General features: G+C 54.3%; 11 protein-coding genes. 10 read left to right on the top strand and 1 reads right to left on the bottom strand.

Annotated features, from left to right (window positions below; genetic code table 11):
* Positions 1–4 precede the first annotated feature (4 nt).
* The 7 genes from E3U32_RS21945 (at position 5) to E3U32_RS21915 (ending at position 7,937) form a co-directional block, all read left to right on the top strand.
* Positions 5–1,057 (top strand): zinc-dependent alcohol dehydrogenase, encoded by a 1,053-nt coding sequence (locus E3U32_RS21945; RefSeq protein ID WP_134350511.1) that lies wholly within the window; start codon positions 5–7, stop codon positions 1,055–1,057.
* Positions 1,058–1,074: 17 nt separating this feature from the next.
* Positions 1,075–1,863, top strand: coding sequence for a sugar phosphate isomerase/epimerase family protein (locus tag E3U32_RS21940; protein WP_134350510.1), 789 nt, complete (start codon positions 1,075–1,077; stop codon positions 1,861–1,863).
* Between the two features lie 2 nt (positions 1,864–1,865).
* On the top strand, positions 1,866–2,933 hold the full coding sequence (locus E3U32_RS21935) for a Gfo/Idh/MocA family protein (RefSeq protein WP_134350509.1): 1,068 nt from the start codon (positions 1,866–1,868) through the stop codon (positions 2,931–2,933).
* Positions 2,927–5,206 (top strand): glycoside hydrolase family 65 protein, encoded by a 2,280-nt coding sequence (locus E3U32_RS21930; protein WP_134350508.1) that lies wholly within the window; start codon positions 2,927–2,929, stop codon positions 5,204–5,206. Before E3U32_RS21935 ends, E3U32_RS21930 begins: the two co-directional genes overlap by 7 nt.
* Positions 5,196–5,861, top strand: a complete 666-nt coding sequence (gene pgmB, locus E3U32_RS21925) for a beta-phosphoglucomutase (protein WP_134350507.1) — start codon at positions 5,196–5,198, stop codon at positions 5,859–5,861. Before E3U32_RS21930 ends, pgmB begins: the two co-directional genes overlap by 11 nt.
* A gap of 13 nt (positions 5,862–5,874) precedes the next feature.
* Positions 5,875–6,957, top strand: a complete 1,083-nt coding sequence (locus E3U32_RS21920; RefSeq protein WP_134350506.1) for an ABC transporter ATP-binding protein — start codon at positions 5,875–5,877, stop codon at positions 6,955–6,957.
* A 65-nt stretch (positions 6,958–7,022) separates the two neighbouring features.
* On the top strand, positions 7,023–7,937 hold the full coding sequence (locus E3U32_RS21915) for an OmpG family monomeric porin (RefSeq protein ID WP_134350505.1): 915 nt from the start codon (positions 7,023–7,025) through the stop codon (positions 7,935–7,937).
* A 34-nt stretch (positions 7,938–7,971) separates the two neighbouring features.
* Here E3U32_RS21915 and E3U32_RS21910 read toward each other — a convergent pair whose 3' ends face one another.
* Positions 7,972–8,982: a LacI family DNA-binding transcriptional regulator gene (locus E3U32_RS21910; RefSeq protein ID WP_134350504.1), complete on the bottom strand. Its 1,011-nt coding sequence runs from the start codon at positions 8,980–8,982 to the stop codon at positions 7,972–7,974.
* Positions 8,983–9,137: 155 nt separating this feature from the next.
* On the opposite strand from E3U32_RS21910, the gene E3U32_RS21905 reads away from it, so the two are divergent.
* The 3 genes from E3U32_RS21905 to tyrR all read left to right on the top strand — a co-directional run bounded on the left by E3U32_RS21905 (position 9,138) and on the right by tyrR (position 13,238).
* Positions 9,138–10,535: a YcjX family protein gene (locus tag E3U32_RS21905; RefSeq protein ID WP_134350503.1), complete on the top strand. Its 1,398-nt coding sequence runs from the start codon at positions 9,138–9,140 to the stop codon at positions 10,533–10,535.
* A complete protein-coding gene (locus E3U32_RS21900; protein WP_134350502.1) occupies positions 10,532–11,584 on the top strand; it encodes a YcjF family protein in 1,053 nt (350 codons plus the stop codon). Before E3U32_RS21905 ends, E3U32_RS21900 begins: the two co-directional genes overlap by 4 nt.
* Positions 11,585–11,696: 112 nt before the next feature.
* Complete coding sequence (gene tyrR / locus E3U32_RS21895) at positions 11,697–13,238, top strand: transcriptional regulator TyrR (RefSeq protein WP_134350501.1); 1,542 nt, start codon at positions 11,697–11,699, stop codon at positions 13,236–13,238.
* Positions 13,239–13,246: the final 8 nt, after the last annotated feature.

Raw genomic sequence — 13,246 nt, 5'->3', positions numbered from 1 at the left:
AGTCATGAAAAAATTAGTTGCGACCGCGCCTCGTGTGGCGGCGCTGGTGGAATATGAAGATCGTCAGGTTGCCGTACATGAAGTGAAAATTCGTGCACGCTTTGGCGCACCAAAACACGGGACTGAAGTGGTGGATTTCCGTGCGGCAAGTCCGTTTATTGATGAAGAGTTCAACACGGAGTGGCAGATGTTTACCCCGCGTGAAGAGGGCTCGGCCCGCGGGATCGAATTCGGTAAGTTCCAGCTGGGCAATATGATTGTTGGCGACATTATCGAATGCGGTGATGACGTTACAGAATACCAGATTGGCGATCGCGTCTGCTGCTACGCACCGCTGCAGGAGACGGTCATTGTGAATGCCGTCAACAACTACAAGCTGCGCAAAATGCCGCAGGGCGCCTCCTGGAAAAACGCCGTTTGTTACGATCCAGCGCAGTTTGCGATGAGCGGCGTACGCGATGCCAACGTGCGGGTAGGCGATTTTGTGGTGGTGGTGGGGCTTGGTGCGATTGGGCAGATTGCGATCCAACTGGCCAAAAAAGCCGGTGCGTCAATCGTCATCGGAGTCGATCCTATCGAACACCGTTGCGAGATAGCCCGTCGTCACGGTGCCGACCATTGCTTTAATCCGATCGGGACTGATGTCGGTCTCGAAATCAAAGCGCTGACCGGGAAACAGGGCGCGGATGTGATCATCGAAACCAGCGGCTTTGCAGATGCACTGCAGTCCGCGCTGCGCGGACTCGCCTACGGCGGCACCATCTCCTACGTAGCCTTCGCGAAGCCGTTCGCGGAAGGTTTCAACCTCGGCCGAGAAGCGCATTTCAATAATGCGAAGATTGTCTTCTCGCGCGCCTGCAGCGAACCCAATCCGGATTACCCACGCTGGAACCGCAAACGTATTGAAGAGACCTGCTGGGAACTGCTGATGAACGGTTATCTGAATTGCGAAGATCTGATCGACCCGGTCGTGACCTTCACCACCAGCCCGGAAAGCTACATGACGTATGTCGATCAGCATCCGGAACTCAGTATCAAAATGGGCGTCACTTTTTAAGCTAAGGAGAGAAAATCATGAAAATCGCGACACAAAACCAGGCTTTTTTCCCGACGTCGATTCTGGAGAAGTTCCAGTATATCAAGGCGATGGGTTTTGATGGCTACGAAATTGATGGCCGACTGCTGGTCGATAATCTCGACGACGTGAAAGCGGCAATCAAAGCCACTGGCCTGCCGGTGACGACGGCCTGCGGCGGATATGATGGCTGGATTGGCGACTTTATTGAAGAACGCCGTCTTAACGGGTTAAAGCAGATTGAACGCATTCTGGAAGCACTGGCAGAGGTGGGCGGAAAGGGCATTATCGTGCCTGCCGCGTGGGGGATGTTTACATTCCGACTGCCTCCGATGACCTCTCCACGCAGTCTTGAAGGCGATCGTAAAGCGGTGAGTGCTTCACTGTGCTGGCTGGATGAAGTGGCGGCGCGCACCGGGACGACCGTCTACCTGGAACCGCTGAACCGCTATCAGGATCACATGATCAACACCCTGGCGGACGCGCGTCGCTATATCGAAGAGAATGGCCTGAAACATGTGCAGATCATCGGCGATTTCTATCATATGAACATTGAAGAAAATTCGCTGACGGACGCGCTGCATCAAAACCGCGATCTGCTGGGTCATGTGCACATTGCTGATAACCACCGCTATCAGCCGGGCAGCGGTAGCCTCGATTTTGCCAGCCTGTTCGCACAATTGCGTGCGGACGATTACCAGGGCTATGTGGTGTATGAGTGCCGCGTCCGCGCCGACGATCCTGCTCGGGCTTACCAGGATTCACTGACTTATTTGCGTGAATGCTAAGGATGGCAAGCGCGATGAGCCCTTCAACACCTTCGCTACTGCGCGTCGCCATAATTGGCGCCGGGCAGGTTGCGGAAAAAGTCCATGCCTCGTACTACGCCACACGCGGTGATGTTCAGATGGTGGCTGTTATGGATAGCCACCCCGAACAGGCACGGGCGTTTGCGGAGCGTCATGCCATCCCTTCTGCATGGCATGATGCGCGAGAGATGCTCAAGGCGGTTAAGCCGGATGTGGTGAGCGTCTGTTCGCCAAACCGGTTTCATTTTGAACACGTTATGGCAGCGCTGGAAGCAGGCTGCCACGTGATGTGCGAAAAACCACCGGCGATGACCCCGCAAGAGGCCGAACGGATGCGTAACGCCGCGCGCAAGGCGGGAAAAGTGCTGGCGTATGATTTTCACCATCGTTTCGCACTTGATACGCAATTGCTGCGTGAGGCCGTGATGAACGGTGTGCTGGGTGAAATTTATTTCACCTCGGCACAGGCGTTACGGCGCTGCGGAGTTCCGGGCTGGGGCGTCTTTACCAACAAATCATTACAGGGTGGGGGACCGCTGATTGATATCGGCATTCATATGCTTGATGCCGCGATGTACGTGCTGGGGTTCCCGGCGGTAAAAAGAGTGACGGCGCACAGTTTCCAGAGGCTGGGAAACCGCAAAAGCAGCGGCCAGTTTGGCGCGTGGGATCCCGCTCAGTTTACCGTTGAAGATGCCCTGTTTGGCACCATTGAATTTTGCAACGGCGGCATTCTGCGTCTGGACACGTCGTTTGCGCTGAATATCCGTGAGCAATCGATCATGAACGTCGCATTCTGCGGTGAAAAAGCGGGCGCCACGCTTTTCCCTGCCCACATTTACCACGACGAGTCCGGTGTTTTACAGACCGTCATACAGCGTGAAGAAGCTGACGATCAGCGTCATTTGCGCAGTATGGATGCTTTTGTACGCCATGTTCTGGGGGAACCCGTAATGATCGCTGATGCGGAGCAGGGGCTGGTTATCCAGCAGCTTGTCGCCGCGCTGTATGAGGCGGCAGAAACAGGGGAAAGCGTAACATTATGCTAAACGTGTCTGTCTTAACTGAGCCGGGCTTTTGCCCACACAGCCTGAATAAATACGCCTCCATCATGGCCTGCGGTAATGGCTACATAGGGATCCGTGCTGCGCATGAAGAAGATTACACCCGGCAAACCAGAGGCATGTATCTTGCGGGTCTTTATCATCAGGCGGGTCGTAACGAGACCACTGAACTGATTAACCTGCCAGACATCACCGGCATTGATGTTGAGCTGGATGGTATTAATTTTACCCTGCTTTCAGGCGATATCCTTGAGTGGCAGCGCGAGCTGGCATTTGCCAATGGCGAACTTCGCCGCAGCGTCGTCTGGCGCTCGCCCGACGGGAAACGCTATCGGCTGGAGAGCCGTCGTTTTGCGTCGCTGGACCAACTGCCGTTAGCGGCAATGCAGATTTCGATCACCCCCCTTGATGCCGTCTCGCAGGTCGTGCTGAAAACCGGCATTGATGCGACGCAAACCAATAGCGGCAGGCAGCATCTGGATGAAGTTTCGGTCAGAGTGTTCGACCAGCATTACATGCAGGGCGTGTATGAAACACAGGACCGGACCTCAGATGTTGTTATTTCGGCGTTTTGTCAGCTCTCAACGAAGAGCGACAGCTGTTTCACCGCCAAAAATCGTCGTCTCAGCGTTCATCATTCGCTGACGGTAGCTAAGGGTGACACTGTCACGCTTGAGAAAATCGTCTGGGTGACACATCGCAGCGATAAATCACTGTCGCAGGCGTCATTCGCTCGTAGTGCGCTGGCCGATCTCAAAGTCTGTGCGGCAAGAGGCTACAACGCGTTGCTTGAGAGTTCATCGTATGCCTGGAAAGACGTCTGGCTTGACGCTAGGGTTGAGGTCACTTCAGCGGAACATCAGGATCAGATCGCGCTGGATTACGCCGTCTGGCATCTGACCACCATGACGCCAGCCCATGATGAACGAAGCAGTATCGCCGCCAAAGGGCTGACGGGAGAGGGGTATAAAGGCCACGTCTTCTGGGATACCGAAATTTTTCTGCTGCCTTTCCATCTCTTCACGCGTCCCCAGGTCGCCCGTAGTCTCCTACGTTATCGTTGGCTCAACCTGTCCGGAGCTCGGGAAAAAGCCCGTCGTAACGGCTGGCCTGGTGCGCTTTTCCCGTGGGAAAGTGCTGCGAGCGGGCAGGAAGAGACGCCGGAGTTTGCCGCCATCAACATTCGAACGGGCACGCGCCAGAAAGTGGCATCCGCACTGGCTGAACATCATATCGTGGCGGACATTGCCTGGGCCGTCGTCGCGTACTGGCAGGCAACGCACGATGATGCCTTTATGCGCAATGAAGGTCTGACGTTACTGGTGGAAACCGCCACGTTCTGGATGGGGCGCGCAACGGAAATCAAGGGTCGTCTGGAAATCCATGACGTGATCGGACCGGACGAATACACGGAACACGTGAACAACAACGCCTACACCAACTATCTGGCCTGGTACAACGTTGCCAGCGCATGCCGCTTTATGGCGATGTTTGGGCGTGAGGATGCGGGTTTTACGCAGAATGCCAAACAGTTCCTGGCGCGCTTATGGCTGCCGGAGCCTCGCACAGACGGTGTGATCCCACAGGATGATAGCTTCATGGCGAAACCGGCCATTGACCTGAGCCGCTATAAAGCGAAAGCGGGTAAGCAGACCATCCTGCTCGATTATTCCCGCGCGGAGGTAAACGAGATGCAGATCCTCAAGCAGGCAGATGTGGTGATGCTGAACTACCTGTTGCCGGAACGGTTTACGCCGAAGCAATGTGTCGCCAATCTGGCGTTCTACGAGCCCCGCACGATCCATGACTCTTCGTTGAGCAAGGCCATTCACGGCATTGTGACTGCCCGCTGTGGTGATACCGAAGGTGCCTATGCCTTCTGGCGCGACGGCGTCGCCATAGATCTTGGGGACGACCCGCACAGCAGCGATGACGGTATTCATGCCGCAGCGACCGGCTCTATCTGGTCCGGCGTCATTCAGGGATTTGCCGGTATGCAGATTGTGGAAGGGGAGCTGCACCTTGCGCCGAAATTACCCGCCCACTGGAGAAGGCTTGCTTTCCCGTTGCGCTGGCGCAACGCGCGTATGCATTTCGCTTTTGAAAATGAAGTGTTGACGATCGACACCTCTTCACCCGTCACGTTCACCCTGTGGGGTAAAACGGTGTGCATATCGGAGCGCCAGGTTTTTTCTTACCAGGATTTTCTTACATCCGTTAATGGGACCGCTACCATGGAGGCAAGCCATGACGCCTGAAGCTGTGGTCTTCGATCTTGATGGGGTTATCACCGATACCGCACATCTGCACTTTCTTGCCTGGCGTGCCGTGGCGCAGGAGATTGGCATTTGCATCGATGAGGTTTTCAACGAGGAACTGAAGGGAATAAGCCGCATGGAATCTTTGCAGCGGATCCTGCGACAGGGTGGAAAAGAGGGGGCGTTTGACGACAAACAATGTCTGGCACTAGCGAGTAAAAAAAATGCGCTTTATGTCCAGTCTCTGGCGTCGTTGACGCAGGACTCTCTGCTTCCTGGCATCCGCGACGTACTGGCGGAAATACGTGCGGCGAAGGTCAAAATTGGGCTCGCCTCCGTTTCCCTGAATGCTCCCGGCATATTGCATGCGCTGGGCATTCAGAACGCCTTTGATTTTTGCGCCGATGCCTCACTCATTGTCTGTTCGAAACCAGACCCGGAGATCTTCCTCGCAGCCTGCGCAGGTCTGAATGTGCGTCCTGAAGCGGCCATGGGTATTGAAGATGCCCCGGCTGGCGTTGAGGCGATCAACGCAGCGGGAATGCTATCGGTTGGGATTGGAACTGGCCTGAACCATGCGGGATTACAACTTCATTCAACGCGGGAACTAACCTGGAAATGCCTGACCGATTTCTGGGCATCCCGGACGTATTGATAAGGAATTAACAATGGCCCAACTGTCACTGAAACATATTCAGAAAATCTATGATAACCAGGTCCACGTGGTTAAGGATTTCAATCTCGACATTGAGGATAAAGAGTTTATCGTTTTCGTCGGTCCGTCAGGCTGCGGCAAATCGACAACGCTGCGCATGATTGCGGGGCTGGAAGAGATCTCCGCCGGCGAACTGGTGATTGACGGCGTTTGCATGAACGACGTGCCAGCCAAGTCTCGCGACATTGCCATGGTTTTCCAGAATTATGCGCTTTATCCGCACATGACGGTCTACGACAACATGGCGTTTGGCCTGAAAATGCAAAAAATAGCGCCTATGGTCATTGAGGAACGCGTGAACTGGGCGGCCCAGATCCTCGGTTTGCGGGAATATCTTAAGCGTAAACCGGGTGCGTTGTCGGGCGGCCAGCGTCAGCGCGTGGCGTTAGGCCGGGCGATCGTGCGCGAAGCAGGTGTCTTCCTGATGGATGAGCCGTTATCCAACCTCGATGCCAAGCTTCGCGTGCAGATGCGGGCTGAAATCAGCAAGCTGCATCAGAAGCTTAACACCACAATGATTTACGTGACCCACGATCAGACGGAAGCTATGACGATGGCCACCCGCATCGTTATCCTGAAGGATGGCATTATTCAGCAGGTGGGGGCACCGAAGCAGGTTTATAACGAACCGGCGAATATGTTTGTTGCAGGTTTCATTGGTTCACCTGCCATGAACTTCATTCGCGGTGCGCTCGACGATCGTTATTTCGTGACGGAAACGCTGCGCCTGGAGATCCCGGGAGATACGCTCGCGGCACTCAATAACGCGGGATATCAGCGTAAAGCCGTGGTCTTTGGGATCCGCCCGGAAGATATTCTGACGCTTCAGAACCGTGATGACGACATTGCCGCGAAAGTCAGCGTAGCCGAATTGACTGGCGCGGAGTTCATGCTCTATGCCACGGTTGGCGGGCATGAACTGGTTGTTCGTGCAGGGGCCGCGAATGATTATGCCGCAGGGGATAATATCGGCATTCAGTTCGATATGAATAAGTGCCATTTCTTCGACGCTGAAACCGAAGCAGCTATTAGATAAGAAAGGTGTTCGCCGGAAATGAAAATTTCCGGTTTTTTGTTTGTTACTTATAAAGGGAATATTTAATGAGTACTCTACTAAAAAGTGCTGCGCTCGTTCTGTGCGCAGGGGTTAGCTACGCACAAGCATCAGAAACAACTAAGCAGTGGGAATTTAATATTGGCGCAATGTATGAAATTGAAAACGTCGAAGGTCAGGGCGACGATAAAGATGGATTATATGAGCCTTCCGTGTGGTTTAATGCCACCTGGGATGCATGGACGCTTTCGCTGGCGATGTATCAGGAAGGACCGGTTGATTACAGCAGTATGACCCGCGGCACCTATTTTGATCGTCCTGAATTCGAATTACGCTATCGCTTTATCGGAACCGATGATTTTACTTTCGGTCTGACCGGTGGTTTCCGTAATTATGGTTATCACTTTAAAGATGAACATGGTGCTAAAGACGGCAGCGCTAATATGCAGCGCTACAAAATCCAGCCGGACTGGGATATTAAATTAACCGACGACTGGCGTTTTGGTGGCTGGTTTGCCATGTATCAGTTCGCCAACGATCTGGAGAAAACCGGTTATGCTGACAGCCGTGTCGAAACCGAAACGGGCTTCACCTGGACCATTAACGAAACCTTTGCGGCTAAAGTGAATTACTATTTAGAGCGCGGTTTCAATATGGACAGATCCCGAAATAATGGCGAGTTTTCGACACAGGAAATTCGAGCGTATTTGCCTATTTCGTTGGGCCAGACCACCTTAACGCCTTATACCCGTTTGGGGCTTGATCGCTGGTCGAACTGGGACTGGCAGGACGATCCGGAGCGTGAAGGACACGATTTCAACCGACTCGGTCTCCTCTACGCTTATGATTTCAACAATGGTTTATCCATGACGCTGGAATACGCCTATGAGTGGGAAAACCACGATGAAGGCGAAAGCGACCGCTTCCACTATGCGGGTGTTGGCGTAAACTACGCGTTCTGACAGACGGCACACCAGGGGCAATAAGCCCCTGGTTTTAGCGAAGGGAGGCAGCCAACAAAAAATGGGTATCAACCAGTACTTTTTGCGGGGCGGGATGGCCGGCAATACGCCTGAAGAGAAGATCGCAACTCTCTTCACCCAGTTTGCGGGTGGGAATATCAAAGCCGCCCGGTGCTGGCGTTAATATGAGAGACAGCATCGGGTCACTGTATCCGGCTATAACCACCTGCTCTGGGATCATCAGATTTAACTCATCCGCCGCGCGATAGAGGCTGAGTAACTTCATGCTGTCGGTAGCAAATACTGCATCAGGCGGTGTGGGTGAGGATAATAATTCAAGCGCCGCCGCGAGCGCGCTCTCATGGGTATAACCGCCATCCATAATCCAGCCAGGAGTAATAGCGATGTTATGCTTTTTCAGGCTGGCTTTATAGCCTGCAAGACGATCAATCGAAACATGATAATCAAGTGGCGCATGCAGACAAGCAATTTTACGGCGACCATTTTTAATAAAGGTTTCCGTCAGCGTAGCGCTGTCATGAAAATTATCCGTATCGACGGAATAGATATTCTGATAATCACCTTCAACTTTACCAATGACCACTACCGGTACGCCATAGGCATCCAGCGTAGTGAAAAAGGATTCATTTGCCGGTGAACTTAGCATAATGATCCCTTTGATCATCTTCTGTTTTATTTTACTCACACATTTCAGCAGATCGTCTTCACTGCTTTTTGACGTTTGCAAAATAACATCAAAACCTTCTTGTTCCGCTTTTGCCGTAATGGCATGAAGGACATCGGAGAAAAAAGGGTTACCGGCGGTGGTTTTGGTTGAACGGGTCGAAATAACCATAATGGCGTCGAAACCCGAAGAGGTCAGGGCACGGGCCAGTTTGTTGGGTTGATAATTTAATTCGTCAATCGCCTTCAGCACTTTGTCACGCGCTTCGGGAGAAATATTTGTTTGTTTATTCAGAACGCGGGAAACGGTTGATTTCGATACGCCCGCAACCCGTGCGATATCATAAATGGTGGGTGACATACACCTTACTCACTCCGGACTGACAGCAATGCCGTTCATCTTACTGGAGAGAAAACGGCAATAGCAATAAATAAGAATTGATAATCAACGATCTGCCCCCATTTATTGTATTCTGAAGCAATGCATTCAAGGCTTCCGGGCAACGAAGGACGGCGATGAAGCGACTTAAAAACGAACTCAATTCACTGATGAACCGCGGCGTTGACCGTCATTTGCGTCTGGCGGTAACAGGGCTGAGCCGCAGCGGTAAGACGGCGTTTATCACCGCGATGGTGAACCAGCTACTGAACCTGCATGCCGGTGCGCGCCTGCCGCTGCTGGGCGCGGTGCGGGAAGAGCGTCTGTTGGGCGTTAAGCGCGTCCCTCAGCGCGATTTTGGCATTCCACGTTTTACCTATGACGAAGGGCTGGCGCAGCTCTATGGCGATCCGCCCACGTGGCCGACGCCGACGCGAGGGGTCAGTGAAATTCGCCTTGCGCTGCGTTTCCGCTCAAATGAATCCCTGATGCGCCACTTTAAGGATACCTCCACCCTGTACCTTGAAATCGTCGATTACCCCGGCGAGTGGCTACTCGACTTGCCGATGCTGGCGCAGGACTACCTCAGCTGGTCCCGGCAGATGACAGGGTTGTTGCAGGGACAGCGTGCCGAGTGGTCGGCCAAATGGCGACAGCTGTGCGAAGGCTTAGATCCGCTTGCCCCGGCCGATGAAAACCGTCTGGCGGCCATTGCCGAAGCCTGGACGGCGTATCTGCATCAGTGTAAGCAGGAAGGGCTGCACTTCATTCAGCCGGGTCGCTTTGTCCTGCCCGGCGATTTAGCGGGTGCGCCTGCGCTTCAGTTCTTCCCGTGGCCGGATGTGGATGGGGTTGGCGAGTCGAAGCTGGCGCAGGCCGACAGGCACACGAACGCCGGAATGCTGCGCGAGCGTTACAATTACTACTGTGAAAAAGTGGTCAAAGGATTCTATAAAAACCACTTCTTGCGTTTTGACCGCCAGATTGTGCTGGTGGATTGTCTGCAGCCGCTCAACAGTGGGCCACAGGCCTTCAACGATATGCGCCTTGCGCTAACGCAGCTGATGCAAAGTTTTCACTACGGGCAGCGGACGCTGTTTCGCAGGCTGTTCTCACCGGTGATCGACAAACTGCTCTTTGCGGCCACAAAGGCCGATCACGTTACGGTCGACCAGCATGCCAATATGGTGTCGCTGCTGCAGCAACTGGTGCAGGACGCCTGGCAAAACGCCGCCTTCGAAGGGATCAGCATGGATTGCCTGGGGCTCGCGTCCGTGCAGGCGACGCAAAGTGGACTGATTGACCTTAACGGCGAGAAAATACCCGCATTACGTGGAAATCGACTCAGCGACGGCGAACCGCTTACCGTATATCCGGGCGAAGTGCCCGCGCGTCTGCCGGGCCAGGCCTTCTGGCAGAGCCAGGGCTTCCAGTTTGAAGCCTTCCGCCCGCAGGTCATGAGCGTCGACCAACCGTTACCGCACATCCGTCTGGATGCGGCGCTGGAGTTTTTGATTGGAGATAAATTGCGATGACGGAACCGTTAAAACCGCGCATAGACTTTACCGGAACGCTTGAGCAGGAACACCAGGAGGCGTTTAAAACGTCCCAGACGTTCAGTGGCACGCAGGCGGATAACTTTGCCCCGGTGGTGACTGAGGAGCCTGACGTTGAGGAAGGTCCTGCGGAGGCAGTTGTGGAAGCTGCTCTGCGTCCAAAACGCAGCCTGTGGCGTAAAATGGTCACCGCCGGTCTGGCGCTGTTTGGCGCAAGCGTGATTGGGCAGGGCGTACAATGGACGATGAATGCCTGGCAAACTCAGGACTGGGTCGCGCTGGGTGGTTGTGCTGCAGGCGCGCTGATTGTGGGGGCGGGCGTAGGGTCGGTTGCCACCGAGTGGCGTCGGCTCTGGCGTCTGCGACAGCGCGCGCATGAGCGTGATGTCGCCCGGGATCTGCTTCACAGTCACGGCACCGGGAAAGGTCGTGCGTTCTGTGAAAAGCTGGCCAGCCAGGCCGGAATCGATCAGTCACACCCTGCGCTTCAGCGCTGGTATGCCGCCATCCATGAAACCCAGAACGACAAGGAAGTGGTAACCCTCTATTCGCACATGGTTCAGCCGGTGCTGGATGCACAGGCGCGACGCGAGATCGGCCGTTCGGCGGCGGAATCGACGCTGATGATTGCCGTCAGCCCGCTGGCGCTGGTCGATATGGCCTTTATCGCCTGGCGTAACCTGCGCCTGATCAACCGTATCGCGAACCTTTACGGCATTGAGCTGGGTTACTACAGCCGGCTCAGACTGTTTAAACTGGTTCTGCTCAATATCGCGTTTGCTGGTGCGAGTGAGCTGGTGCGCGAAGTGGGAATGGACTGGATGTCGCAGGATCTGGCGGCGCGTCTTTCTACCCGTGCCGCTCAGGGCATCGGCGCCGGATTATTGACCGCGCGTTTAGGGATTAAAGCGATGGAAGTCTGTCGTCCGCTGCCCTGGATTGATGGCGATAAGCCCCGGCTGGGGGATTTCAGGCGTGAGTTGATCGGCCAGCTCAAAGAAACGCTCAATAAAAAACCTGCTCCGTGATGTTTTGTTCACTAATCGTGCTGGCTGTCAATATTTGTTGACAGCCATCTTCCGGATCACCGTGTTCTGACATATCATTTTAGTGTTATTGGCTTAAAACGGTGAATTTCCCATGCGTCTTGAAGTCTTCTGTGAAGACCGTCTCGGTCTGACCCGCGAATTACTCGATCTTCTTGTTTTACGTAGCATTGATTTACGTGGCATTGAGATCGATCCTGTCGGGCGAATTTACCTCAATTTTGCCGAAATTGAATTTAATACATTCAGTAGCCTGATGGCGGAAATCCGCCGTATCGCTGGCGTTACGGATGTACGCACCATTCCCTGGATGCCGTCTGAGCGCGAGCACCTGGCGTTGAGCGCGCTGCTGGAAGCGATGCCTGAGCCGTTCCTCTCTCTGGATTTAAAAAGTAAAGTGGAGCGCGTAAATCATGCGAGCTGCCAGCTTTTCGCACAGAGCCAGGAGAAGCTCAGCAATCATAACGCCGCACAGCTGATCCCCGGTTTTAACTTCCAGCGCTGGCTGGACAGCAATCCGCAAAACACGCATAGCGAGCATGTGGTGATTAACGGGCAGAATTTCCTGATGGAGATCACGCCGGTTTATCTGAAAGGGGAAGGGAATACCCGCGTGTTGACCGGGGCGGTGATCATGCTGCGGTCGACGTTACGCATGGGCCGTCAGCTGCAGAACATTTCCAGTCAGGACGTTGGCGCTTTCAGCCAGATTATTGCCGTCAGTCCGAAAATGCGCCATGTCGTTGACCAGGCGCGCAAGCTCGCCAGCCTGACCGCACCGCTGCTGATCACCGGCGATACCGGCACCGGGAAGGACCTGCTGGCTCATGCCGTGCATCTGGCGAGCCCGCGTGCGGCAAAACCGTATCTTGCGCTTAATTGCGCTTCTATCCCGGAAGATGCCGTCGAAAGCGAGCTGTTTGGTCATGCTCCGGAAGGCAAGAAAGGGTTCTTCGAGCAGGCGAATGGTGGCTCGGTGCTGCTGGACGAGATCGGCGAAATGTCGCCACGTATGCAGGCTAAACTGCTGCGTTTCCTGAACGATGGCACATTCCGCCGCGTCGGTGAGGATCACGAAGTGCATGTGGACGTGCGCGTCATTTGTGCCACTCAGAAAAACCTGGTCGAACTGGTGCAAAAGGGGATCTTCCGCGAGGATCTCTATTACCGTCTCAATGTCCTGACGCTGAATATTCCACCGCTGCGCGATTGTCCACAGGACATTATGCCGTTAACGGAGCTGTTTGTGGCCCGCTTTGCCGACGAGCAGGGGGTTCCGCGTCCGAAGCTTTCTGCCGATCTCGGCACGGTGCTAACGCGCTACGGCTGGCCAGGCAACATTCGCCAGCTCAAAAACGCCGTCTATCGTGCGCTGACGCAGCTGGAAGGGTATGAACTGCGTCCACAGGATATTTTGTTGCCTGATTACGACGCCGGGACGGTATCGGTCGGCGAAGAGGCGATGGAAGGCTCGCTGGATGACATCACCAGCCGTTTCGAGCGCTCCGTGCTGACGCAGCTGTATCGCAGCTATCCAAGCACCCGAAAACTGGCAAAACGTCTTGGTGTCTCGCACACCGCGATTGCGAATAAGCTCCGTGAGTACGGTTTGAATCATAAGAAGGGTGATGAATAACAAAAAGC

The sequence above is a fragment of the Lelliottia nimipressuralis genome, from assembly GCF_004402045.1.
In the GTDB taxonomy this organism is placed as follows: Bacteria; Pseudomonadota; Gammaproteobacteria; order Enterobacterales; family Enterobacteriaceae; genus Enterobacter; species Enterobacter chinensis.
Note: the sequence above shows the minus strand (reverse complement) of the source record. Positions and strands in the feature narration are given on the sequence as shown.